Genomic DNA, 24,801 nt, shown 5'->3' with positions numbered 1-24,801 from the left:
AGGACAGTTAATGAAAAAGCAGTTGTTTATCCTCAGCCAGTACCTGCTGCCGCACCACCTGCTGTCGCGGTTGGCCGGCTGCATCGCCGAGTGCCGCGTGCGCTGGTTCAAGAATGCCTTCACCACGTGGTTCGCCAAGCGCTATCAAGTGGACATGTCCCAGGCCCTGGTGGAAGACGTGACCGCTTACGAGCACTTCAACGCCTTCTTCACCCGCGCCCTGAAAGACGGTGCCCGCCCACTGGACCAGACCCCTGGCGCCGTATTGAGCCCAGCCGATGGCGCAGTCAGCCAGCTTGGCCCCATCGAACACGGTCGTGTGTTCCAGGCCAAAGGCCACAGCTTCAGCGTGCTGGAACTGTTGGGCGGCGATGCAGCGGTCGCCGCGCCGTTCATGGGCGGTGATTTCGCCACCATCTACCTGTCGCCGAAGGACTACCACCGTGTGCATATGCCTCTGGCCGGTACCCTGCGTGAAATGGTCTACGTACCTGGGCGGATTTTCTCGGTGAACCAGACTACCGCCGAAAACGTGCCGGAGTTATTTGCGCGTAACGAGCGCGTTGTCTGCCTGTTCGACACCGAACGCGGCCCGATGGCCGTGGTATTGGTCGGTGCGATGATTGTCGCGTCGATTGAAACCGTATGGGCCGGCCTGGTGACTCCGCCGAAGCGCGAGCTGAAAACCTTCCGCTATGACGAAGCTGCGCGCGCGCCGATTCACCTGGAGAAGGGTGCGGAACTGGGTCGCTTCAAGTTGGGCTCCACTGCGATCGTGCTGTTCGGGCCGGATCAGGTGAAGTGGGCTGAAGAACTGGTGGCGGGTTCGCCGGTGCAGATGGGCCAAGGCATCGCTTTACCTAAAGCCTGACGCCGAACCCAATGTGGGAGGGGGGTTGCTCCCTCCCACATTTAGTCAGTTACAACTGACCGTCGCGGTCGCGAAAACCCAGCAGATACAGCACGCCATCCAACCCCAGGGTAGAAATCGCCTGCTTGGCCGATTGCTTGACCAATGGCTTGGCACGGAATGCCACACCCAAACCGGCAATGGCCAGCATCGGCAGGTCGTTGGCGCCGTCACCGACCGCAATGGTCTGCTCCAGACGCAAACCTTCCTTGTGGGCCAGTTCCTTCAGCAGATCCGCCTTGCGCTGCGCATCGACAATCGGCTCGACCGCGACGCCGGTCACCTTGCCATCCACCACTTCCAATTCGTTGGCGAACACATAGTCGATGCCCAGCTTGGCCTGCAATTGCTTGGCGAAGTAGGTGAAGCCACCCGACAGGATTGCCGTCTTGTAGCCCAGGCGCTTGAGTTCGGCAAACAGGGTTTCGGCGCCTTCGGTCAGGCGCAGCGACGCGCCGATGGAGTCCAGCACGCTCACGTCCAGGCCCTTGAGCAAGGCCAGGCGCTCCTTGAAGCTGGCGCGGAAATCCAATTCCCCGGCCATGGCGCGCTCGGTGATTTCGGACACCTGCTCACCCACGCCGGCCGCCTTGGCCAGTTCGTCGATGACTTCGGCTTCGATCAGCGTGGAGTCCATGTCGAACACCGCCAGACGGCGGTTGCGGCGGAACAGCGAATCTTCCTGGAAGGCGATATCGACATTCAGTTCCTGGGCCACGCTGAGGAATTCGGCGCGCAGGGCTTGCGGGTCGGCCGGCTCACCGCGCACGGAGAACTCGATGCAGCCCTTGCCCTTGTCGGCCGGGGTGTCCAATGGCATGCGCCCCGACAGACGGTCGATATGGTCGATGTTCAAACCATACTGCGCGGTAATGGAGCTGACGCGCTGCAGCTGTTCGGCGGTGACCTTGCGGGTCAGCAGCGTCACGATATGGCGCTTCTTGCCCTGGCCGGCCACCCACTGCTGGTAATCCGCTTCGGACACCGGGGTGAAACGCACCTGCTGATCGAGCTTATACGCCGTAAACAGGATGTCCTTGAGCACCGATGAGGCCTGCTCGGTGCTGGGGATTTCCACCAGGATGCCGAACGACAGCGTGTCGTGGATCACCGCCTGGCCGATGTCGAGAATGTTCACACCACCCTGGGCCAGAACGCCGGTAATGGCTGCGGTAAGACCTGGGCGGTCTTCACCAGTGATGTTAATCAGGACAATTTCGCGCAAGGCGCACCCCCAGGCTGGAAAAAAACCGCATTCTACCCACTTTCAGTGACCATCGGGCACAGCCAGCGCTTTGCCGGTCTTGGGCCTGTCGCTATACTGCGCGTCAACTTCACGGACCAAGAGCCGAGCTCAAGTGAACCGGCCCACGCCAGTAAAAACCGACAACTTCTTCCTGCTGATCTTCCGGGCACTGCGCCACCGCCGTGTACCGATCGCATTACGCATCGCCAGCCATAACGTGATCCTGGTCGCATTGGCCCTGGTGATCTACGCCTGCGTGATGGGTTTGCAATTCAAGCAGGCCATGCACGAGCAAGCCGACGCCCTGGGCGAGAGCCTGACCACGCAGACCGCCACTTCGGCGACTGAGCTGCTGGTGTCCAATGACATCCTCAGCCTCAACGTGCTGCTCAACAACCTGACCAAGAACCCGTTGGTGGCCCATGCCGCCATCTACAGCGTGGACAACCGCATCATGGCCGAAGCCGGGCAGCGCCCGAAAAACGGCCTGTTGGGCGAAGCCGAAGGCCTGTACCAGAGCAATATCACGTTTCAGGATGTGAAGGCCGGCCAACTGCGTATCAGCCTCGACATGCAGCAGTTCCAGCAGCCGATGACCATCAGCCTGCAAAGCATGGGCATCCTCAGCGCCATCCTGCTGGCATTGGCCCTGGCCCTGAGCCTGCGCCTGGGGCGGCATATCTCCACGCCGCTCATGCAACTGCGCATCTGGCTGCGGGACATCGACGAGCACACCCCGGCAACCGACCGCCAGGATGAAATCGGCGACCTTGCCCGCCAGCTGCACGCCAGCTTCGCCCCGGAACCGGTGGTGCCCGAGGTCGAGCCAGAGCCTGAATACGACGACACCGATTACGACGAAGAGCCCGAGTTCGAAGTGCGCAACCTGCGTGACCCGGGTTTCGACGAGCGTCCGCCGGTGGCGGGCCTCAAGCCTGCACCGCGCCATGCCTTCAAGGCCGAAGAAGACGAGCTGGACGATGAAGACCCCTTCGCCGACCTGCGCGATACGTCAGCCGACAGCCCCGCAATAGCCCCCAAGGCGGCGCCGGTACGCAGCAGCGAGCCGCAGTACAGCGCTGTGCTCGCCGTGCAATTGGGTGCCCAGGACCAATTGCGTCGCCTGCCCCGCGCACGCCTGACCGAACTGCTGGAGCGCTACCGCGACTGCCTCGACCAGGCCGCCTCGCTGTACCAGAGCGAACTGCACACCCTCAACGACGGCAGCACGCTGATGCTGTTCCACAGCGAAGACAGCGGCGAAGACTACCTGACCAATGCGATTTGCTGTGGTGAGTTGCTACGCGCCCTGGGCCATGAACTGCAGATCGAAGTCGCCGACAGCGGCATCACCCTGCAACTGCAACTGGGCCTCACCGTGGGCGACGACCTGTTCGGCATGAGCCAGATCGACCTGCTGCTGACTGAAAACGCCCAGGATGCACTGGCCTTGTCCCAGCACAGCCGCAACCTGCTGCTGGTGGAGCGCAAGATCAGTGAAGACACGCTGATCCGCCAGCGCGCGCGTATCCGCCCGATTGCCAGCCCCGAGGGGGCAAGCTGCGTGGAGCGGTTGATGGAGCCGTATCCATCGATGCTGGAACGGCAGTTGGCGCGGATGCATGAGACCCGCACAAAGCCCTGAAGCACACCGCCGGACTAATGTCTCCTGTAGGAGCGAGCTTGCTCGCTCCTACAGGAGACATTAGGGCTTGCCCCCTCCTACATTTGGATCTCAACAAGCCTCAAGTCAATCGCAGATAAGCAAAAAGGCCCGCTGAATCAGCGGGCCTTTTGTTTATCTTCGATTCAGATCAGAACCTGAACACTTCCATATCCGTACGGATCGGCGTAGCCATCGGCATCTTCGGCTTTTGCGGCTCTGCCGGCTTGGCCTGCACCGGGGCCGATTTACGGGGCGCCTCGGCGATGGGTGGCTGGTTGGCCAGTGGCTTGAGGGCCACCGACAACTGCTGCGCCAATTGCTGCAGCAGCACGCCCTGGGCCTGAACCTGGGACGCGGTGGTGCCGGCATGTTCTTCCTGCAGGTGCACGATGCGGTTATCACGCACCTGGCCGCGACGGTCGATCAAGCGCCATTGCGCATCGAGGATCGCCGGTTGCGATTTACCGGAGTCGAGCCGGGTAATGGTCAGCAAGACCTGCACATCCGGGCTGAAGCCGGTGGGCGCAGGTGCCAGGACCACACGCTGGCTGTCCAACTGACCGGCCACCTGACGTAACATCAACTGGTTGATGTCAGACGATAAACTGCCTGCCCAACGACCATCGGTGGAACCTTGCAGGCTTCCATCGTTCTGACGTTGCAGCAGGGTTTCGCGTTGCAGGTAGTCGGCGACGACCACCGGCCCGAGCAAAACGGCCATGCCAGCGGTCTGGGCTGGCTGAGCTGGACTTCCGCTGTCCAGCTGGTACAGCGACACAGGCTGGTGTGTGCTGCAACCCGCCAACCCCAAAAGGCCAGCGAGCATCAAAAATAGAGGAACGCGTGGAGCAGTCATCATCCCATCCAGGTGGCTGCCACAAGGCGAACCACAATGTAATACTAAAAATAACCTAAACACGCTCGGCCACGCCGGCGCTGGAAAGGCCATATCATCCGTGAATATGCGCCATGACTCCAGCGCCAAAGCGTCGATCTACGCTTTAAATCGTAGATCGAGGGCTCTAATACGCCTTAAACCGGCGTCTCCACCAGCAAAGCATCCACACGCTGGAAGCCGCGGGGCAGTTTATTACCGCGACGACCACGCTCGCCCTTGTAGTGCTCGAGGTCGTCAGGACGCAAGGACAACGTGCGTTTGCCGGCCTGGAGCACCAGGGTGGCACCTTCCGGGATCACCGCGATGTCGGTCACGTACTCTTCGCGACTGGCCACCCGCTCGCCGGGAATACCAATAATCTTGTTGCCCTTGCCTTTGCCCAACTGCGGCAGATCGCTGATCTTGAACACCAGCAAGCGCCCTTCGGTGGTCACCGACGCCAGCCAGTTGCCTTCGCGGTCTTCCACCGGACGCGGCAGGATGACCTTGGCGTTGTTCGGCAGGCTCAACAATGCCTTGCCCGCCTTGTTCTTGGCCTGCAGGTCTTCACCCTTGACCACGAACCCGTAGCCCGCGTCGGAAGCGATCACGTACAGCGACTCGTCATCCGGCAGCAGCACACATTCAAAATTCGCCCCAGGTGGCGGCGTCAGGCGACCGGTCAACGGCTCGCCCTGCCCCCGCGCCGATGGCAAGGTATGGGCCGGCACCGAATAACTGCGCCCGGTGGAGTCAATAAACACCGCAAACTGGTTGGAACGCCCGGCTGCAGCAGTTTTGAAGCCATCACCGGCCTTGTACGACAGACCAGTGGCGTCAATATCATGCCCTTTGGCTGAACGAACCCAACCCTTTTCCGACAGAACGACGGTAATTTTCTCGTTCGGCAGCAGTTCGGTCTCTGTCAGCGCCTTGGCTTCGGCACGCTGCACGATTGGCGAACGGCGGTCGTCGCCGTAGGTTTCGGCGTCCTTGATCAACTCGCTGCGCACCAGCTTCTTCAGCTTGGCTTCGCTGCCCAGCAGGGCTTGCAGCTTGGCTTGCTCCTTGAGCAGCGCGTCCTGTTCGTCGCGCAGCTTCATCTCTTCCAGGCGTGCCAACTGACGCAAGCGGGTGTCGAGGATGTAGTCGGCCTGGATCTCGCTCAGCTCGAAACGCGCTATCAGCTCGTCTTTCGGGTGCTCGGCGGTACGGATGATGTGGATCACTTCATCCAGGTTGAGGTAGGCAATCAGCAAGCCGTCCAACAGGTGCAGGCGGCGTTCGACCTTGTCGAGGCGGAACTGCAGGCGGCGGCGTACGGTTTGTATCCGGAACTCCAGCCACTCGACCAGCAGGTTGCGCAGGTTCTTCAACTGCGGCTTGCCGTCCAGGCCGATGATGTTGACGTTGACCCGGTAGCTGGACTCCAGGTCCGTGCTGGCAAACAGATGCTGCATCAGCACTTCGTGGTCGACCCGGCTGTTGGTCGGGATGATCACGATGCGGCAGGGGTTTTCGTGATCGGACTCGTCACGCAAGTCAGCGACCTGGGGCAATTTCGATGGCTTGGCCTGCATCAGCGCGGCAATCTGTTCCAGCACCTTGGCACCGGACACCTGGTGCGGCAGGGCGGTGACGATAATGTCGCCGTCTTCGATGTGATACACGGCACGCATGCGCACCGAGCCCTTGCCGGTTTCGTACATCTTCAGCAGGTCGGCGCGCGGCGTGATGATTTCGGCTTCGGTCGGGTAATCCGGGCCCTGGATATGCTCGCACAGCTGCTCGACCGTGGCCTTGGGCTCATCCAGCAAGCGTACGCAGGCGGTGGCGACTTCGCGCAGGTTGTGCGGCGGTACGTCGGTGGCCATGCCGACCGCGATGCCGGTGGTGCCATTGAGCAGGATATTCGGCAAACGTGCAGGCAACACCAGGGGCTCGTCGAGAGTGCCGTCAAAGTTCGGCCCCCAGTTCGCGGTACCCTGGCCCAGTTCGCTGAGCAGCACTTCCGAATAGCGCGACAGGCGCGCCTCGGTGTAACGCATGGCTGCGAAGGACTTGGGATCATCCGGCGCACCCCAGTTGCCCTGGCCGTCGACGAGGGTGTAGCGGTAGCTGAACGGCTGGGCCATCAGCACCATGGCTTCGTAGCACGCCGAATCGCCGTGGGGGTGGAACTTACCGAGCACGTCACCGACGGTACGCGCCGACTTCTTGTGCTTGGAATCGGCGTCCAGGCCCAACTCACTCATGGCGTAGATGATGCGCCGCTGTACGGGCTTGAGGCCGTCGCCGATATGCGGCAAGGCACGGTCCATGATCACGTACATGGAGTAGTTGAGGTAGGCATTTTCGGTGAAGTCAGCCAGCGACCGGCGTTCTACGCCATCTAAGCTGTCTGCGAGGATGTCACTCATGCGGGCCTCATCATTGTTTGGTAAGGCGCAGCGGAAATGCCGCCGCGCCGGATCGATTCAAAAAAGTAGCGGCTCATGGCTGGGCGCTCCAGCCGCCGGCGGGGGCGGCGAAACGATAGACCATGGGGCGTTTTTCACCATCGGCGCGGGGGCCGAAATTATTGTCGATGCCCAGCCAGGCACCGTCTGCGTCCACCACCAGGGCTTCGGCCAGGCCATAGGGCTGGGCGTAACGCCGCTCGGGCGTCAGGGTTTCGTCGGCGAACGACCAGCACAGCTCGACCTTGGCCGTAACCGTATCGCGCCGGCAGATCTGGAACGCATTGCGCTCCAGGGTAAACAGCTTGCCGTTGAACAGTGACAGATCGGCGAAATCCTTGGACACCGCCTTGGCTCCGACGAACTTGGCCGGCTGCATCTCCTGGCCGGCCTCGCTCAGCAACACGCAAGGGCCGTCGCAATCCCACAGGCTTTGCGGGCGCTTGATGGAGATGAGGCCGCGCCGCTCACGCTCCGCAGCCAGCCAGAGCTGATTGCCCTCGGGGTTGATTGCCAGGCCTTCGAACAACGCATTGAAGTGCAGCAACATGCCACTGGCCCGGGCTTCACGCACCATGCCCGGGGCGATCTTCAACCATTCAGGCGCACCGCTCACCGGCACTTGCAGCACCGCCGCATGGGCTTCGCTGACAATGTAGCGATTGCCGACGGCATCGCAGGTGATGCCTTCGAAATCCAGGTCGCCGCCGCGAATGAACGACGCAGCCTTGGTGCGCGAACGCAGCCCCCAGGGCAACCCGGATTCCGGCACCGGCGGCACATCGATGCTTACCGCTTCGGCTTGCCAGGTCGGCGCACGGGTATCGAGACGGTAGATCTGGTCGTCATCGCGGTCGGAAACCGTCCACAGCTCCTTGCCACACAGCGCCAGGCCCGAGAGGTTCCCGCCGCGCATGCCGTCCACCGGGTGTTCGGACACCAGCTTGAGCTCAGCCACGGGCGCGGCAACTACCGAAGTGGCCGCCAGCCCGCTCAACATCAGGATCGCCAGGGCGAAACCTGTGCGCATCAGCCCAGGACCTCAGCGAGGTTGCCCTTGGATTCCAGCCAGGACTTGCGGTCCGGCGCGCGTTTTTTCGCCAGCAGCATGTCCATCATTTCCGAGGTGGCGGCGAAGTCTTCCAGGGTCAACTGCACCAGGCGCCGGGTGTTGGGGTCCATGGTGGTCTCACGCAGTTGCGGCGGGTTCATTTCACCCAGGCCCTTGAATCGGGTGACCTGAGGCTTGCCACGCTTCTTCTCGGCCACCAGGCGGTCGAGAATGCCATCGCGCTCGGCTTCGTCCAGGGCGTAGAAAATCTCCTTGCCCAGGTCGATCCGGTACAGCGGCGGCATGGCGACGTAGACGTGACCGGCATCCACCAACGGACGGAAGTGCTGCACGAACAACGCGCACAGCAGGGTCGCGATGTGCAGGCCGTCGGAGTCGGCGTCGGCGAGGATGCAGATCTTGCCGTAGCGCAGCTGGCTCATGTCGGCGGCGCCTGGGTCGACGCCGATGGCCACGGCAATATTGTGCACTTCCTGGCTGGCAAGGACTTCGCTGCCATCGACTTCCCAGGTATTGAGGATCTTGCCGCGCAACGGCAGGATCGCCTGGAATTCCTTGTCCCGCGCTTGCTTGGCGGAACCACCGGCGGAGTCACCTTCGACCAGGAACAGCTCGGAGCGCATCGGGTCCTGCCCGGCGCAATCGGCCAGCTTGCCCGGCAATGCCGGGCCCTGGGTAATGCGCTTGCGCTCAACCTTCTTGCTGGCCTTGAGGCGACGGCCGGCGTTGTTGATCGCCAGCTCCGCCAGGGCCAGGCCCAGTTCCGGGTGCTCGTTGAGCCACAGGCTGAAGGCATCCTTGACCACACCGGAGACAAACGCCGCCGCTTCGCGGGACGACAGGCGCTCCTTGGTCTGGCCGGAGAACTGCGGCTCCTGCATTTTCATCGACAGCACGAACGCAATGCGCTCCCACACGTCTTCCGGCGCCAGCTTCACGCCACGGGGCAGCAGGCTGCGGTATTCACAGAATTCGCGCATGGCATCCAGCAGGCCCTGGCGCAAACCGTTGACGTGGGTGCCGCCCTGGGCGGTGGGGATCAGGTTGACGTAGCTTTCCTGCACGCTGTCGCCGCCTTCGGGCAACCACAGCAGCGCCCAGTCGACGGCTTCCTTGTTGCCGGCCAGGCTGCCGCAGAACGGCTCATTGGGCAGGCGCTCGAAATCGCTGACGGAATCTTCCAGGTAGGAGCGCAGGCCGTCTTCGTAATGCCACTCGACTTTCTCGCCAGTGCCTTTGTCTTCAAAGGTCACCAACAGGCCCGGGCACAATACGGCCTTGGCCTTGAGCACGTGCTTGAGGCGGCTGATGGAGAATTTCGGCGAATCGAAGTACTTAGGGTCCGGCGCGAAGTACACGCTGGTGCCGGTATTGCGCTTGCCGACGGTACCGATGACCTGCAGGTCGGTGGCTTTGTAGCCATCGGCGAAGGTCATCTCGTACTCGTTGCCGTCACGCTTGACCTTGACCCGCACCAGCGTGGACAGGGCGTTGACCACGGAAATACCCACACCGTGCAAGCCACCGGAGAACTGGTAATTCTTATTGGAGAACTTGCCGCCGGCGTGCAGCTTGGTGAGGATCAGCTCGACGCCCGACACACCCTCTTCCGGGTGAATGTCCACCGGCATGCCGCGACCATCGTCGGACACTTCCAGGGAGTGGTCGGCGTGAAGAATGACGTGCACCGATTTGGCGTGCCCGGCCAAGGCTTCGTCGACGCTGTTGTCGATGACTTCCTGGGCAAGGTGGTTCGGCCGACTGGTGTCGGTGTACATGCCGGGGCGTTTGCGCACCGGGTCGAGGCCCGAGAGGACTTCGATGGCGTCGGCGTTATAAGAGCTAGCGCTGGGAGTGGCCATGGGGTCTCGTCGTGAGTCGTTCGATTAAAAAGTGACCTGCGGCTTTACAGTGCTGCAAAGTCGAAGGATTGATACTGATCTGCGCCAATGCCGGCAAAACTCAACAGCGCCGGCAATTGCCGGGCGAACCCCTGGTAACCATGGTCGCCACCGGCCTGGATGCGCAAGGCACAGGCACGGTAATACCCTTGGGCGAGGCGATAATCCAGTGTTTCATCACCGGTCTGCAACCACACCTGGTAACGCGCGGCGTCCTGGGGCGCCGGTACTTCCAGCTCGGCCAGCGCCGTGACATGGTCGTGGGTCAGTTCCCAGGTTTCATCGGTGTAGAGGTTCTTCTGGGTGCCCAGGTAACCGTCGAACATCCGATGGGGGCTGACCGCCGGGTTGACCAGCAGTGCCTTGAGGCCATGGCGCTCGGCAAGATGGGTTGCATAGTAGCCGCCGAGCGAGCTGCCGACCAGCAGCGGCCGCCCCAGCTGGGCAATGGCTTCCTCCAATTGAGGAATTGCCTGACGTGGATGGTGATGCAGGGCCGGCACCCGCAGTTGATCGGCCAGGCCGAGGGCATCCATCACGGTCACCAGTTGGCAGGCCTTGTTGGACGCGGGCGCGCTGTTGAAACCGTGGATATACAGGATCGAAGCGGACATGCCGGGCTCTCCGTGCTTCAGCCAAAGAGGCGCAGTTTACAGGTAAATCTCAGTAGCCGTTGCTACCGTAATCCACCGTAAACGCGAAGCCGACCAGGCGTTCCACCCCGGTTTCCAGCCGTCCGTCGGCATGCAGGCGCAGCCAGCGATAACCCGGCGCTTGCTCGCTGACGCTGAAATCCTCGCTGCCCGGCGCGAACTGGATGCAGGTGGACGGCGAAGCCAGCAGGCGCACGCCGTTGCGCTCGCGGTCGATCTCCTGGTGCACATGGCCCCAGAGCACGGCCTTGACCTGGGGGAAGCGGTCGAGCACGGCAAACAGGGCTTCGGGGTTGCGCAGGCCGATCGGTTCCATCCAGGCACAGCCGATGGGCACAGGGTGATGATGGAAGCACACCAGATGGTGCCGGCTCGGCGCCTCGCTGAGCGCTTGGGCCAACAGTTGCAGTTGCTGGTCCTGCAGGTAGCCGGGCACGGAACCGGGAACGGCGGAGTCCAGCAGGGTAACGCGCCAGTTGCCGACATCCACCACCGGCTCGAGCAAGTCACTGTGTACCGCGGCGTGGGCCATGATCTGCGGCTCGTCGTGGTTGCCGGGAATCCAGCGCATGGGAGCGCCGATAGCCGCGGTCAGAGCGCGAAACTGCTGGTATGAGTCCAGCGTGCCGTCCTGGGACAGATCCCCAGTGGCCAGCATCAGGTCGATGTGCGGCTGCTGCCGGCGCACCAACTCAACCACCCGCTGCAGGCTCTCGCGGGTGTTCATGCCCAGCAGCGTGCCGTCGGCCTCGGCAAACAGGTGGCTGTCGGACAATTGCACCAGCAACGCCGGCGCATCGGGGTTCACGGTGGATACGCTCGGCAAGGCGCTCTCCCAGGGCAATCACAGGAAAATGGAGGTAGGGCGATTATGCTGGGGCAGGATACAAAGAGGAAACCCAGGAAGCAGACGCAGTTCACATCTACCGCACGACTTCGAACTCATGGCCCAGGGCCAGGCAATGGCTCAACCATTCACCGAGGAACACATTGAGCTGTGCTTTCTCATCGGGCTGGTGCATGAACACGTTCGGGTAAGGATAGATGCTGCGAAAGCGCCGCGCATGTTCGGCGCTGATCACTTCGGCCATCCGTGCATCGTGGTACACCTGCACTTCCAACTGCGGCACCGGCAGCCACGGCAGGCTGTGTTCCTGGCGCACCCGCAGGGTGGTGGTGTACGGGCAATTGACGATGACTTCCAGGGCCAGCACGCCCAGCATCTGGTCGCCGTGGGTCACGCCGATGCGGCGCGCCTCCGGGGTGTGGCGCATGTCGGGCAGCAGACGCATCAGCCGCGCATAGTTGGCCTCGCAGGCGGCTTGCAGCCCGATCAGGTCGACTCGATAACGTTCCCGTGCCTTTACTGCCATAACCCCCTCACTTCCGCGCGATTAAGCGCAAGCCATTGCAGGGCGATAATGCTGGCTGCGTTGGAAATCCTACCGTCGCGCACGGCTTGCAGGGCGTCTTCAAAAGCCCAGACCGTGACGCGGATGTCTTCTGCCTCTTCTTCCAGTCCATGGACACCACCGGCCCCCGAGCTGTCGCAGCGACCCAGGTACAAGTGGACAAATTCGGTACTGCCACCGGGCGACGGGAAATATTTGGTGATCGGCCACAGTGCGGAGAACGTCAGCCCAGCTTCCTCCTCGGCCTCGCGGTGTGCAACCTCCTCCGGTTCTTCGTCCTTGTCGATCAGCCCCGCGACCATTTCCACCAGCCAAGGATTATTGCTGCGGCCCATGGCGCCCACGCGAAACTGCTCGATCAGCACCACTTCATCGCGCTGCGGGTCGTAGGGCAACACGCATACCGCATCATGGCGCACGAACACTTCGCGATTGATCACTCGGCTCATGCCGCCATCGAACTTTTCGTGGCGCAGTTGCACGCGATCGAGCTGGTAGAAGCCCTTGTAGGCATTGTCGCGCTGAACAATCTCGATCGTACTCGGCGTCGATTTCGCAATGTCCGTCATACCCTTCCTCATCATGTCCGGTGCAATTCGCGCCATCCTAACGCGCTCGTGCCCCTTGGTGCAGCCCCTTTGCGGTTGCCGGGCCAGACGGAGGAGGTCAAACTCACGCTCAATCAGCTTAGTGGCGAACTGACTGCCTTGCTGGTAGTCGAAGCTGCACAATTTCGCTCTTATCGATAGACGAAGGACATCCATGTCGCTTTTAAAAATCGCCTCCGTGGCCTGCATCGCCCTGACCCTCGGCGCCTGCCAAAGCCTGTTCCAACCCAGCTACCGCACGCCGCTGGAAGCCACCCGCGACGCCAGCGAGCAGAGCAAGCCGGGCTGCGCCGCCAGCGATTGCCCGCTGGTGAATATCGACACCGTGCACTTTGCCAAGGAACCCAAGCTGGATGCCTTGATCGAGCAACGCCTGCTGGAAATGACCCGTACCAACGCAGGCGACCCGCTGCCGTCGAGCCTGGAGTCCTATCGCGAGCAATTCCTCGGCACCGCCGCCCCACGCAACAGCATGTACTTGCAGGCCAAGGTACGGGAGCAGCATGACGGTTTGGTAATCATCGAGCTGTCCAGCTACCTGGACCAGGGCGCCACCCACGGCGAGCCTGGCCGCGCGTTCATCAACTATTCGCGCCAGCAGCAAAAGGCCCTGTGGCTGAGCGATATGCTGCTGCCAGGCAAGGAAGACGCGTTCTGGAAAGCCGCCCAGGTGGCCCACAACAGCTGGCTGATCAGCACCCGCCTGAGTCTGGAACCGGAGTTCGTGAAAACCTACCCGTTCCAGAAAACCCCGAACGTGGCGCTGACCTACGGGGGCGTGATCCTCAAGTACCCCACCAGCACCATCGCGCCGTACGCCTTGGGCCATGTCGAGTTGCAGATCCCCTATTCGCGCCTGGAAGGCATCCTCAAGCCTGAGCTGGTGCCCGCGCGCCGCTGAAGGCCCGTCCGAGGATGAACTGCAACAACCCTGCCAGCACCAGCGCCGGCAGGGTTGCGCCGATGTCCGGGTACAGGTTGGCCAACAGGTGATACGTGCCGATGCCACCCAGCCAGGCCAATAGAGCCGGCCAACGCAGGCTGGCGAGCGTGCCATGAGCACGACGGCGCAGGATGAAATGATCCACCAGCACCACGCCGAACAACGGCGCAAACACTGAGCCGATCAGCAACAGGAAGTTCTGGTATTGCGCCAACGGGGCAAAACAGGCGATCAGGGTGCAGATCACACCAATGGCCAGGGCCAGGTGCTCGACCTTCAAGCGCAACAGCATCCCACTGGACACCGCCGCCGAGTGAATATCGGCAAAGGCGTTTTCCGACTCGTCCAACAGGATCAGCAGCAGCGGAATCCCCAGGCCGGCCCCGGCCAGCGCCAGCAGCAGCGCATTCACTTCACCGCTGGGCGCAAACGCCAGGGTGTAGGCCACACCCAGGCTCATCAGCCAGAAATTGCCGATAAAGAAGCCCAGCGCCGTGCCGCCAAACACGTTTTTGGCGCGCTTACCGAAGCGGGAGTAATCAGCAATCAGCGGCAACCACGACAGCGGCATGGCGATGGCGATATCAAAGCCCACCGCAAAGGGCATCGAACCGTCACCGGCCCGAGCCCGGAGTGCGCCGAGGTCAGCCTTGGCGAACAGGTTCCAGGTCAGCCACAGGCAGGCCGCCAGCAGCAGCCAGATCCCCCATTTGCGCAGGATCTGCCGTACGAACGTCAATGGCCCGCTGACCGCCAGCAAGGTCGCCAAACCACCGAAGAACAGTGTCCACAGCAACGGGCTGGCCAACAGGCTGCCGTCGCTGAACGCGCGCACGCCCAACAGACTGGCGGCATCGCGCATCACAATGATCTCGAACGAGCCCCAGCCGATCAGTTGCAACAGGTTCAGCAACGCCGGCAGGCTCGCGCCCTTGGTACCGAGGCTGAGCTTGAGTGCGGCCATGGCGGACAGGCCGGTGTCGCTGCCGATCACGCCGACGGCAGCCAGCAACAGCACGCCGACCAGGGTGCCGAGGAAAATCGCCAGCAAGGAACCGGACAAGCCCAGGCCCGGCGCGAGCAAGGCGCCGGTTTGCAGGACCATCAGGCCGATCCCGAGGGAGAACCACAGGGAGAACAGGTCGCGGGCGCCGAAGACGCGTTTGTCTTGGGGAACTGCGATGTCCGGGGAGTAGGTACTCGGTTGAATGCTCAAGGGTGTTATCTCTGAGGGGCATGTGTTGTTAGGGAGGTTGCAATCGGGGCGGTGCGACGACTCGACAAGCCCCCCCACACTTGAATGTGTTCGCCATTCAAAATGTGGGAGGGGGCTTGCCCCCGATAACGGCGGTACAGGCACCGCCGTCTCTGGATCAGACCTTCTTGTACAACTGACTGCCTTCCTGCTTGAACCGCTCCGCCTGCTCCGCCAAGCCCTTGGCGACGTCCACATCCACCGCGTCAATGCGCTGGTTGGCCGCGTACTCGCGCACTTCCTGGGTGATTTTCATCGAGCAGAACTTCGGCCCGCACATGGAGCAGAAGTGCGCGACCTTGGCCGAGTCCTTCGGCAGGGTTTCGTCGTGGTACGAGCGCGCGGTGTCCGGGTCCAGGCCGAGGTTGAACTGGTCTTCCCAGCGGAACTCGAAGCGCGCCTTGCTCAAGGCGTTATCGCGGATCTGCGCGCCCGGATGCCCCTTGGCCAAGTCCGCCGCATGGGCCGCGATCTTGTAGGTGATGATCCCGGTCTTCACGTCATCCTTGTTCGGCAGGCCCAGGTGTTCCTTGGGCGTGACGTAGCAGAGCATGGCGCAACCGAACCAGCCGATCATCGCCGCACCGATGCCGGAGGTGATGTGGTCATAGCCCGGCGCGATGTCGGTGGTCAAAGGGCCGAGGGTGTAGAACGGCGCTTCGTCGCAGCATTCGAGTTGCTTGTCCATGTTCTCCTTGATCAACTGCATCGGCACGTGGCCGGGGCCTTCGATCATGGTTTGCACGTCGTGCTTCCAGGCGATCTTGGTCAGCTCGCCAAGGGTTTCCAGTTCGCCGAACTGCGCGGCGTCGTTGGCGTCGGCAATCGAGCCCGGGCGCAGGCCGTCGCCGAGGGAGAAGCTGACGTCATAGGCCTTCATGATTTCGCAGATTTCGTCGAAATGCGTGTAGGTGAAGTTCTCTTTGTGGTGCGCCAGGCACCACTTGGCCATGATCGAACCGCCACGGGACACGATGCCGGTGACGCGCTTGGCGGTCAGCGGCACGTAGCGCAGCAGCACGCCCGCATGGATGGTGAAGTAATCGACGCCCTGCTCGGCCTGTTCGATCAGGGTGTCGCGGAACAGCTCCCAGGTCAGGTCTTCGGCCGCGCCGCCGACTTTTTCCAGGGCCTGGTAGATCGGCACGGTACCGATCGGCACCGGCGAGTTGCGGATGATCCACTCACGGGTTTCGTGGATGTGCTTGCCGGTGGACAGGTCCATCACCGTGTCCGAGCCCCAGCGAATGCCCCAGGTGAGTTTCGCCACTTCTTCTTCGATGGACGAACCCAGGGCGCTGTTGCCGATATTGCCGTTGATCTTCACCAGGAAGTTACGGCCGATGATCATCGGTTCCAGTTCGGTGTGGTTGATGTTGGCCGGGATGATCGCGCGGCCACGGGCGATTTCTTCACGCACGAATTCGGGAGTGATGATTTTCGGCACGCTGGCGCCGAAGCTGTGGCCGGCGTGTTGCTGGTCGAGCAGGCCACTGGCACGGGCCTCTTCCAGCTTCATGTTTTCGCGGATGGCGACGTATTCCATCTCGGCGGTGATGATGCCTTTGCGCGCGTAGTGCATCTGGGTGACGTTGGCCCCGGCCTTGGCACGGCGTGGGTTCTTCACATGGGCGAAGCGCAGGGCGGTCAGCTCGGCATCGCTCAGGCGCTGTTGGCCAAAGTGCGAACTCAAGCCCGACAGGCGCTCGGTGTCGCCACGCGCTTCGATCCACGGCGAGCGCACATCGCCCAGGCCTTTGCGCACGTCGATGATCACATTCGGGTCGGTGTACGGGCCGGAGGTGTCATAGACCACCACGGGCGCATTGATTTCGCCGCCGAAGTCGGTGGGGGTCACGTCCAGGCTGACTTCGCGCATGGGTACGCGAATGTCCGGGCGAGTGCCCTGCACGTAGATTTTTTGCGAGCGGGTAAACGGCTGCACGGAGCCGGAGTCGACCTTGGCCGATTCACTCAAGTGCACGGTGTTTTTCAGTTTTGTACTTTTTATTTCTGTGCTCATCACGGGCTCTCCAACTATCCAGGCGGTGGATTTTTTGTCGGAGCGAACCTGTGACGGACGGATGCACTGAAACCAGTGCTGTGCTTGGTGCACGAGGGTTGTTCGAAGGTCGAACAACATCCCGGACGAAGCACAAGAGGACTCGCCGGGGGACGAGAAATCTTGTTCCCTACGCAGGCGTTAACCTGATCAGGTTCAACGGGATCCGGTATTTACCGATCTCAGCCTTCCAACAAGGCACCCCGACAAGAACTCGGCCAGTCTAGACCATGCCGTGGGCAAATTGCCAATAACGGTGCATTCAGCGTGATGAATGGCGTGATTGCGGGATTGTTGCGCCGGGTCAGCGCCACTACACTCGATTGCCGCCACAATGCTTGACGCCAGGAATGGCCCGTCTTAGCCTTGGGCGCTAAATTATCGCCGTAATATTCACTCTAGGGATCGCCTCATGCTGCGCAAACTCTCACTGGCTCTCGCCGTGTCTTGTGCGACCAACGGAATGGTCTGGGCAGCTGAAGCGCCCTTGTCCGCCAAAACTGACCTGGTCAGCGTCTATCAGGAAGCGGTGGATAACAACGCCGACCTGGCCGCCGCCCGCGCCCAATACGGCGCGCAGAAAGAAGTCGTGCCCCAGGCCCGCGCGGGGTTGCTGCCGAACCTGTCGGGCGGTGCCGACATCAATAACGTGCGCACCCAGATCGACACGCCCGCCGCCACCGCCAACCGCGATGCCCACTCCTGGCGCGCGACCCTGAGCCAGCCGCTGTTCCGCGCCGATCGCTGGTTCCAGCTGCAAGCCGCCGAAGCCACCAACGAACAGGCGGCGCTGCAACTCTCGGCCACCGAACAGAACCTGATCCTGCAAAGCGCCGAGAACTACTTCGCGGTGCTGCGCGCCCAGGACAACCTGGCCTCGACCAAGGCCGAGGAAAATGCCTTCAAGCGCCAGCTGGATCAATCCAACGAACGCTTCGACGTGGGCCTGTCGGACAAGACCGATGTGCTGCAATCCCAGGCCAGCTATGACACTGCACGGGCCAACCGGATCCTGGCCCAGCGCCAGGTGGACGATGCCTTTGAAGCGCTGATTACCCTGACCAACCGCCAGTACAACTCGATCCAGGGCATTGTCCACACGCTGCCGGTGTTGCCGCCGCTGCCCAACGACGCCAAGGCCTGGGTCGAGACCGCCGGCCGCCAGAACCTGAACCTACTGGCCAGCAACTACGCCGTCACGGCCGCCGAGGAAACCCTCAAGCAGCGCAAGGCCGGCCACGCGCCGACCCTGGACGCCGTCGCACAGTATGAAAAAGGTGACAACGACGCCCTCGGCTTCAGCAACCCGAATGCCTTTGGCACGCCCTACCGTGGCGATGTGGAGCAGCGCACCATCGGCCTGCGCCTGAACATCCCGATCTACAGCGGCGGCCTGACCAGCTCGCAGGTGCGGGAGTCGTATTCGCGCCTGGGCCAGACCGAGCAGCAACGCGAAGGCCTGCGTCGCCAGGTGGTGGAAAACACACGCAACCTGCACCGCGCGGTAAACACCGACGTGGAACAGGTCCAGGCGCGCCGCCAGTCGATCATCTCCAACCAGAGCGCCGTGGAAGCCACGGAAATCGGTTACCAGGTGGGTACGCGCAATATCGTCGACGTGCTGGACTCACAGCGCCAGCTCTACGCGTCGGTGCGCAACTACAACAACAGCCGCTATGACTACATCCTCGACAACCTGCGCTTGAAACAGGCGGCGGGCACCTTGAACCCAGGGGACCTGCAGGACCTCACGCGCTACCTCAAGGCCGACTACAACCCGGATCGCGACTTCCTGCCACCGGACCTGGCCAAGGCCGCCGCCGAGCAGCTCAAGGCTCGCCCGGGCTATTGAACACACCACATTTGGATCGGTGTTGGGTCAGTGAGAGATCAATCGACCCAAACCATCCAGCAGACGCTTAAGCGCGCCCTGATTAGCCTGCATCACCTTGAGCCCCGCCTGCGCCATCCGGCGTGCATCCTGCGGCAGTTCGAACAGCTGGCGTACGGCCTCGGCCAGCCCTTCTGCGTCCTCCACCCCTCGCAACGCCCCCGCTTCGCGCATCATCGCGGTGATTTCAAGGAAGTTGAACACATGGGGCCCCATGATCACCGGCTTGGCCAGCGCCGCCGGTTCCAGCGGGTTGTGCCCGCCGGTCGCGACCAGGCTGCCGCCGACAAAGGCGCTGTCGGCCAGGGCATAGAGAAACAACAGCTCGCCCATGGTATCGCCGAGCAATACCGAGGTTTGCGCGGTCACCGGCTCGCCGCTGGAGCGACGCACCGTGGCAAACCCTTGTTGCGCGCACAACTCGAACATCGGGCTGAAGCGCTCCTGATGACGCGGCACCAGGATCAGCAGCGCGTTGGGATAGCTCTCGAGCAGTTGCCGGTGGGCCGCCAGCACCACGTCATCTTCGCCTTCGTGGGTGCTGGCAGCGATCCACACCGGGCGCTCAGCGGCGCCCCATTGCTCGCGCAGGGCGGCGGCGCGCAGCGGCAGCTCGGGGTCGATGGTCAGGTCGAACTTGATCGAGCCGGTGACTTCGACGGTTTCCGGGCGTGCGCCCAGGCTCAGGAAACGCTGGGCCTCAGTCTCGGTCTGTACCGCGAACAGGCTCATTTCCGATAGCATCGGCGCCGTCAGCCTGGCGAAACGCGCATAGCCCTTGGCCGAACGCGCCGACAGCCGCGCATTGGCCAAGGCCACCGGAATACCGCGCCGGGCGCAGGCGTGGATATGGTTGGGCCACAACTCGGTTTCCATGATCACCGCCAGCCGTGGCTGTACACGATCGAGAAAACGCTTGGCTGCACAGGGCAAATCGTAAGGCAGGTAGCAATGCTGGATGCGCGGCTCGTTGGCGAACAACGCCTGGATGCGCTCGGAACCGGTGGGCGTCATGCAGGTGACGGTGACCGGCAGCTGTGGATAACGCGCCAACAAACCGCGGATCATCGGCGCCGCGGCAATGCTCTCGCCCACCGACACCGCGTGCACCCAGATCCCGCCCGGTTGCATCACCGGCAAGCCATAGGAAAACCGCTCGCCGACGCGCCGGGCATAGGCCGGTGCCTTGCGTGCACGCAAGCAGAGACGTAAGGCCACCAACGGCAGCGCCAGGTAAAACAGACAGCTGTAGAGAGTTCTATTCATGGCGGCGGAGTTTATCGGCTTTTTCAATCGATCGCCTGCAAGCACTCAGCAAAACGTTTGGCGAGAAAGCGCGCGGCGGGGCCCAGGTGCTCGTCGCGCCGCCATACCAGCTCCACCACCAGGGCCGGTGGCGTCCATTCGCAGTCCAACTCCACCATCTGCTGCTGATAGGTCGGGTACTGCACGATATGCCGTGGCAGCCACGCCCAGCCCAGGCCGCTCATCAGCCACTCGGCCAGTACGTAGAAACTGTCGGCACGCCACACCAGCGGGCTGGCCGCTTCGCTGCCGGGGTAGACGCTGGTCTGGGTCGACATCAACAACTGGCGAAACTGGGCCAGGTGCTGGCACGTCACGTAGGGCTCCTTGGCCAACGGGTGGTTCACGCCGCACACCGTGACCATCTCCACACTGCCCACTACCCGCCGCTCCAGGGCTTCGGGGATCTGATCGTGATAGAACAACAGGCCCAGGTCGGCCTTGCGCTCCACCAACTTGCGCGCCACATCGCCCTGGGCGGCGCTGGACAGTTGCACTTCCAGCAACGGGTAGTGCCCCGCCAGCGCCTCAAGGCTGTCGAGTACCGGCTGGAACAACATGGCTTCATCCTGGGCCAGGCGCAGGCAGGCTTCTTCACCGCGGGTCAGTGACAGTGCCCGGCCATTGAGGCGCTCACATTGGCGCAGCACTTCGCGGGCCTCCTCCAGCAACACACTGCCGGCTTCGGTAAGGCTGGGCTGGCGGCCGCTGCTACGCTCGAACAGACTCACGCCAAGGTCCGTCTCCAGCATCGCAATTGCGTTGCTGACTGCCGATTGCGCCTTGCGCTGCCCGCGCGCCACCGCTGAAAACGAACGCTGCTCGGCGACGCTGACAAACAAACGCATCTGCTCCAAGTTCCATTGCATGCTCACCCCACAACCCATCTTAATTTCGGATAGGTAATGACTTTACCCCATCTGATAAAACTCTAGAATGCCGGCCTTATCAGATTGCTTTACACCGAGGACTCACCCATGAACGCCGCCTACTGCTACCTGGCTATTGCCATCTGCTCGGAAGTGATCGCCACCGTTTCCATGAAAGCCATCAAGGGCTGGAGTACTCCCATCCCACTGTTGCTGGTGATCGTCGGCTATGGCGTGGCGTTCTGGATGCTGACCCTGGTGGTGCGTACCGTGCCGGTCGGCGTCGCCTACGCGGTATGGGCCGGGATGGGCATCGTGATGGTGAGCATTGCCGCGCTGTTTATCTATGGGCAGAAGCTCGATGTGCCGGCGATGCTGGGGATGGGCCTGATTGTGCTGGGCGTGGTGGTCATCCAGCTGTTTTCGAAAACCGCCGGGCATTGAGTGTTCACTTGAGCCTCCATTGCATCCAGGACTCGCCGCCTCGCTAAAGCGCGACAGCGCCTACGGTGTGCAGGGTGCGGGATGTATACTTGCGGCCTTGTTTTGAAATGAGGTCGCCCATGCCATCCGTTATTTCCACCGACGTCCTGATTGTCGGCGCCGGAGTTGCCGGCCTCTGGCTGAATGCGCGCCTACGCCGCCAGGGGTTTTCCACGGTGCTGGTGGAAAACGCCACATTAGGTGGCGGGCAAAGCGTGAAATCCCAGGGGATTATCCACGGCGGTGCCAAATACGCCCTGCACGGCGCCCTCACCGGCGCCTCCGAAGCGATTGCCGATATGCCGCGCCGCTGGCGTGAAGCCCTGGCCGGTGACGGCGAGCTGGACCTGTCCGGCGTGCGCGTGCTCTCGCAAGCCCATTACCTGTGGTCCCCAGGCACGATCGCCGGCAACCTCACCAGCTTTTTTGCCAGCAAGGCCGTGCGCGGCCGTGTCGATCAGGTCAAGGGCGACGACCTGCCGCCGGCCCTGCAAGACCATGGCTTCAAGGGCAAGGTCTATCGCCTGGCCGAACTGGTTGTGGACGTACCCAGCGTGATCGAACGCCTGGCGCAATTGGCCGGTGACGGCTTGCTCGCCGGGCAGCATATCGACCCCCTGTACGAAGGCGACACCTTGGTGGGCTTGAAAGTCGATGGCCGTGAAATCCGCGCCCAGCGCATCGTCCTGAGCGCCGGCGGCGGTACCGCCGAACTGCTCGCCGCCCTGGGCCTGAGCCAGCCGGCCATGCAGAAACGCCCGCTGCATATGATCATCGCCAAGGGCCCAGGCCTGAAGCCGCTGTACGCCCACTGCCTGGGCGGCGGTACCAAGCCGCGCATCACTGTCACCACGCACCCGGCTGCCGATGGCAATTGGGTGTGGTACCTGGGTGGCGACATTGCCGAGGCCGACGGCGTGGCACGCGCGCCCGAGGAGCAGATCGCCACCGCCCAGAAAGAGCTGGCGCACCTGCTGCCCTGGATCGATATGAGCCAGACCCGCTGGGCGACGCTGCGGGTCGACCGCGCAGAGCCCCTGCAATCGGGCCTGAGCCGGCCTGACAACGCCTTCGTCGCCGAAGAGGGCCGCCTGCTGGTGGGCTGGCCGACCAAGCTGGCGCTGGCGCCGGATTTCGCCGATCGCGTGCTCAACAGCCTCGAACGCGACGGCATCCGCCCAAGCGCATCGGAGCCTTTGCCCGACCTGCCAAAACCCGCCATCGGCGTACCGGCCTGGGAGCAACTGTTGCCATGAGCCTGCCGACCCTGCACGACCTGCACCGCCCCTTGGGCAGCACCGGCCTGCTGGTGTCGCCGCTCGGCCTCGGCACCGTCAAGCTGGGCCGCGACCAGGGCGTGAAATACCCCAGCGGCTTCACCATTCCCGATGACGACGAAGCACGGATGTTGTTGCGCCAGGCCCGCCAGCTGGGCATCAACCTGATCGATACCGCACCCGCCTACGGGCGCAGCGAAGAACGCCTGGGGCCACTGCTGCGCGGCCAGCGCCAGGACTGGGTGATTGTCAGCAAGGTCGGCGAGGAGTTCGAAGCAGGCCTGTCCCGCCATGATTTCAGCGCTGCCCATACACGGATGTCGATCGAGCGCAGCTTGAAACGACTTGAAACGGATTTTATCGATCTGGTGCTGGTGCACTCCGATGGCAACGACCTGCACATCCTCAACGACTGTGAGGTGTACCAGACTCTCGCGCAGCTGAAACAAGAGGGCAAGATTCGCGGTTTCGGCTTCTCCGGCAAAACCGTCGAAGGTGGCGTGAAGGCTCTGGAACAAGGTGATTGCGCGATGGTCACCTACAATCTGAACGAACAGGCGGAAAAAGCCGTCATTGAGTATGCGGCGGCCCATGGCAAGGGCATCCTGGTCAAAAAGGCGCTGGCCAGCGGCCACGTCTGCCTGGAACCGGGAATGGATCCAATACACGCCAGTTTCATGCTGTTGTTTGCGCAAACGGGCGTCGCCAGTGCTATTGTCGGGACCATCAATCCGCTGCACCTGGCCCATAACGTGGCGACCGCTGCCAAGGTCATTCGTCAACTCTGATGCCGCCGACGCGGCCGACCCCGTCGCAAGAAGGAGCCGACATGCCGCGAACGCTCATAAGAAAAAACCCCAGCAACTTCAAGACACTGCCGCTGCACGTCGAAGCCACCCCCGAAGGCCTGAGCTACCAGAGCGTGGGCATGCCCCTCAACTTCGCCCAGACCCTGCAACGGCGAAAGCCGGTTGACGTGCCGGATGCCGAACGCTTCGCCCTGGAACTGGCCAACCTCGGCGTATCGGTGCGCCTGACCCTGCACTGGCAAAACAAGGATTACTGGGTGTTGGTGCGCCAGCGTCGCCAGGACCGTGGCGATGTGGTGCTCAAGCTGATCTCCGGCTACGTGCCCGCCCATGAACTGAACCTGCCGCTGCACACCGCCATCCAGGAGATTGCCGAGGAGTGCCTGTTGGAGACCCCGGAAGGCTGGCTCGGCGGGCGCTTCAACGACACCTGGTTGCCGGCCCCCTACTCGGCCGCGCTGCATTACCGCGAAGCCTTGCCGTTTCGCTTGAGCCCTTTGTCAGGCGCTGCACGCCCGGTGCGCTGCGCAACCACCCAACTGATCGAGCGCCCGCGGGCCTATGTGCATGTGCCGACCGCGTCGCTGCAACTGATTTATGACTTGCGCCTGGAAGTGCCGAAGGAAGCCAAATCCCTGAGCCTGTTCCATGTGGATGAGCGGCTTGAAGGCGACCAGTTGGTGGCACGCCTGGACCGCCAGCGCCCGGACCTGTACCTGATGCCATTGAAAGACGGCCAACCGCTCGCCGAGCTCTACACCGTCAAGAAAGACCAGCTCTACCCCGCCAGCACCCGCGGTCTGTACCTGGCGGAAAGCTTCGCCCAGCAGGAAGGTTGGCTGGTGCGCGACGAGCGCATTCGCTGGAAGGATTGGCTTCGCCAGCAAGGCCTGGCAGAGCCTGAGAAAGAATCGAAATTGAAGCGCTTGACCGGCAAGGCGCGCCAGATGCTGCGCAAGATCGTGCCAAAGAAAAAAACCAGCCGCTGAGGGCTGGCTTCGATAACTGTAGGAGCGAGCTTGCTCGCGAAAAACGCAAGGGCACCGCTTTTAATCAGGATACCTGCGTTATCGTTGACGAGCTTCGCGAGCAAGCTCGCTCCT

The 24,801-nt window shown here is 62.5% G+C and carries 21 protein-coding genes, 1 pseudogene and 1 riboswitch; of the genes and pseudogenes, 8 read left to right on the top strand and 14 right to left on the bottom strand.

What is annotated here, in order from left to right; all coding sequences use genetic code 11:
• Window positions 1–10: 10 nt before the first annotated feature.
• Window positions 11–871, top strand: a complete 861-nt coding sequence (gene asd, locus AC07OT_RS20685; RefSeq protein ID WP_003171334.1) for an archaetidylserine decarboxylase — start codon at window positions 11–13, stop codon at window positions 869–871.
• A gap of 49 nt (window positions 872–920) precedes the next feature.
• Here asd and serB read toward each other — a convergent pair whose 3' ends face one another.
• Window positions 921–2,135: a phosphoserine phosphatase SerB gene (gene serB, locus AC07OT_RS20680; RefSeq protein WP_027604912.1), complete on the bottom strand. Its 1,215-nt coding sequence runs from the start codon at window positions 2,133–2,135 to the stop codon at window positions 921–923.
• A 133-nt stretch (window positions 2,136–2,268) separates the two neighbouring features.
• Between serB and AC07OT_RS20675 the strand changes: the two genes are divergently transcribed.
• The gene (locus AC07OT_RS20675) at window positions 2,269–3,801 is read left to right on the top strand and encodes an AhpA/YtjB family protein (protein ID WP_115486407.1); all 1,533 of its coding nucleotides are present in this window, start codon (window positions 2,269–2,271) and stop codon (window positions 3,799–3,801) included.
• Between the two features lie 169 nt (window positions 3,802–3,970).
• On the opposite strand, the gene AC07OT_RS20670 is transcribed toward AC07OT_RS20675, so the two are convergent.
• The 8 genes from AC07OT_RS20670 to AC07OT_RS20635 form a co-directional block, all read right to left on the bottom strand.
• Entirely contained in the window at window positions 3,971–4,681 is a 711-nt protein-coding gene (locus tag AC07OT_RS20670; protein WP_027604914.1) for a PqiC family protein, read from the bottom strand.
• 173 nt (window positions 4,682–4,854) lie between these two features.
• The gene (gene parC, locus AC07OT_RS20665) at window positions 4,855–7,119 is read right to left on the bottom strand and encodes a DNA topoisomerase IV subunit A (protein WP_495108932.1); all 2,265 of its coding nucleotides are present in this window, start codon (window positions 7,117–7,119) and stop codon (window positions 4,855–4,857) included.
• A gap of 73 nt (window positions 7,120–7,192) precedes the next feature.
• Window positions 7,193–8,188, bottom strand: coding sequence for an esterase-like activity of phytase family protein (locus tag AC07OT_RS20660; RefSeq protein ID WP_495108931.1), 996 nt, complete (start codon window positions 8,186–8,188; stop codon window positions 7,193–7,195).
• Window positions 8,188–10,092, bottom strand: a complete 1,905-nt coding sequence (parE, locus tag AC07OT_RS20655; RefSeq protein WP_027604917.1) for a DNA topoisomerase IV subunit B — start codon at window positions 10,090–10,092, stop codon at window positions 8,188–8,190. Before parE ends, AC07OT_RS20660 begins: the two co-directional genes overlap by 1 nt.
• 44 nt (window positions 10,093–10,136) lie before the next feature.
• Window positions 10,137–10,745: a YqiA/YcfP family alpha/beta fold hydrolase gene (locus AC07OT_RS20650; RefSeq protein ID WP_092359380.1), complete on the bottom strand. Its 609-nt coding sequence runs from the start codon at window positions 10,743–10,745 to the stop codon at window positions 10,137–10,139.
• Between the two features lie 49 nt (window positions 10,746–10,794).
• Window positions 10,795–11,610, bottom strand: coding sequence for a 3',5'-cyclic-AMP phosphodiesterase (cpdA, locus tag AC07OT_RS20645; protein ID WP_495108930.1), 816 nt, complete (start codon window positions 11,608–11,610; stop codon window positions 10,795–10,797).
• A 97-nt stretch (window positions 11,611–11,707) separates the two neighbouring features.
• Complete coding sequence (locus tag AC07OT_RS20640) at window positions 11,708–12,157, bottom strand: DUF1249 domain-containing protein (RefSeq protein WP_017526444.1); 450 nt, start codon at window positions 12,155–12,157, stop codon at window positions 11,708–11,710.
• Window positions 12,148–12,765 carry an NUDIX domain-containing protein gene (locus AC07OT_RS20635; RefSeq protein ID WP_495101335.1) on the bottom strand — a complete coding sequence of 206 codons (618 nt, stop codon included), beginning with the start codon at window positions 12,763–12,765 and terminating at the stop codon, window positions 12,148–12,150. The genes AC07OT_RS20640 and AC07OT_RS20635 overlap by 10 nt, the downstream gene beginning before the upstream one ends.
• A 193-nt stretch (window positions 12,766–12,958) precedes the next feature.
• Between AC07OT_RS20635 and AC07OT_RS20630 the strand changes: the two genes are divergently transcribed.
• Entirely contained in the window at window positions 12,959–13,705 is a 747-nt protein-coding gene (locus tag AC07OT_RS20630; protein WP_027604921.1) for an RsiV family protein, read from the top strand.
• Here AC07OT_RS20630 and cytX read toward each other — a convergent pair.
• Together cytX and thiC are read right to left on the bottom strand one after the other, a co-directional pair.
• Window positions 13,674–14,963, bottom strand: a complete 1,290-nt coding sequence (gene cytX, locus AC07OT_RS20625) for a putative hydroxymethylpyrimidine transporter CytX (RefSeq protein WP_495108929.1) — start codon at window positions 14,961–14,963, stop codon at window positions 13,674–13,676. The two genes, AC07OT_RS20630 and cytX, sit on opposite strands and share 32 nt — an antisense overlap.
• A 157-nt stretch (window positions 14,964–15,120) precedes the next feature.
• Entirely contained in the window at window positions 15,121–17,025 is a 1,905-nt protein-coding gene (gene thiC, locus AC07OT_RS20620) for a phosphomethylpyrimidine synthase ThiC (RefSeq protein ID WP_065925644.1), read from the bottom strand.
• A gap of 149 nt (window positions 17,026–17,174) precedes the next feature.
• Window positions 17,175–17,280, bottom strand: a riboswitch (TPP riboswitch).
• A 196-nt stretch (window positions 17,281–17,476) separates the two neighbouring features.
• Between thiC and AC07OT_RS20615 the strand changes: the two genes are divergently transcribed.
• The gene (locus AC07OT_RS20615) at window positions 17,477–18,916 is read left to right on the top strand and encodes a TolC family outer membrane protein (RefSeq protein WP_495101336.1); all 1,440 of its coding nucleotides are present in this window, start codon (window positions 17,477–17,479) and stop codon (window positions 18,914–18,916) included.
• Window positions 18,917–18,943: 27 nt separating this feature from the next.
• Here AC07OT_RS20615 and waaA read toward each other — a convergent pair whose 3' ends face one another.
• Complete coding sequence (gene waaA, locus AC07OT_RS20610) at window positions 18,944–20,221, bottom strand: lipid IV(A) 3-deoxy-D-manno-octulosonic acid transferase (RefSeq protein WP_495108928.1); 1,278 nt, start codon at window positions 20,219–20,221, stop codon at window positions 18,944–18,946.
• Window positions 20,222–20,244: 23 nt separating this feature from the next.
• Window positions 20,245–21,135 (bottom strand): LysR family transcriptional regulator, encoded by an 891-nt coding sequence (locus tag AC07OT_RS20605; protein ID WP_495108927.1) that lies wholly within the window; start codon window positions 21,133–21,135, stop codon window positions 20,245–20,247.
• 102 nt (window positions 21,136–21,237) lie between these two features.
• On the opposite strand from AC07OT_RS20605, the gene AC07OT_RS20600 reads away from it, so the two are divergent.
• From AC07OT_RS20600 to AC07OT_RS20585, 4 genes are all read left to right on the top strand, one after another.
• On the top strand, window positions 21,238–21,573 hold the full coding sequence (locus tag AC07OT_RS20600; protein ID WP_027604927.1) for a DMT family transporter: 336 nt from the start codon (window positions 21,238–21,240) through the stop codon (window positions 21,571–21,573).
• 119 nt (window positions 21,574–21,692) lie between these two features.
• Window positions 21,693–22,868 carry an NAD(P)/FAD-dependent oxidoreductase gene (locus tag AC07OT_RS20595; protein ID WP_495108926.1) on the top strand — a complete coding sequence of 392 codons (1,176 nt, stop codon included), beginning with the start codon at window positions 21,693–21,695 and terminating at the stop codon, window positions 22,866–22,868.
• A complete protein-coding gene (locus AC07OT_RS20590) occupies window positions 22,865–23,677 on the top strand; it encodes an aldo/keto reductase (protein ID WP_495108925.1) in 813 nt (270 codons plus the stop codon). The genes AC07OT_RS20595 and AC07OT_RS20590 overlap by 4 nt, the downstream gene beginning before the upstream one ends.
• Window positions 23,678–23,718: 41 nt before the next feature.
• Complete coding sequence (locus AC07OT_RS20585) at window positions 23,719–24,687, top strand: metal ABC transporter ATPase (protein WP_065940854.1); 969 nt, start codon at window positions 23,719–23,721, stop codon at window positions 24,685–24,687.
• Between the two features lie 14 nt (window positions 24,688–24,701).
• Here the strand turns inward: AC07OT_RS20585 and AC07OT_RS20580 are convergent.
• Window positions 24,702–24,791 (bottom strand): annotated as a pseudogene (locus AC07OT_RS20580) (outer membrane lipoprotein carrier protein LolA); the annotation flags it as partial.
• Between the last annotated feature and the right edge of the window lie 10 nt (window positions 24,792–24,801).

The sequence above is a fragment of the Pseudomonas sp. GW821-FHT09C10 genome (genome assembly GCF_059418085.1).
The sequence above is the reverse complement of the archived record's forward strand: the minus strand, read 5'-3'. Positions and strand labels throughout refer to the sequence as shown.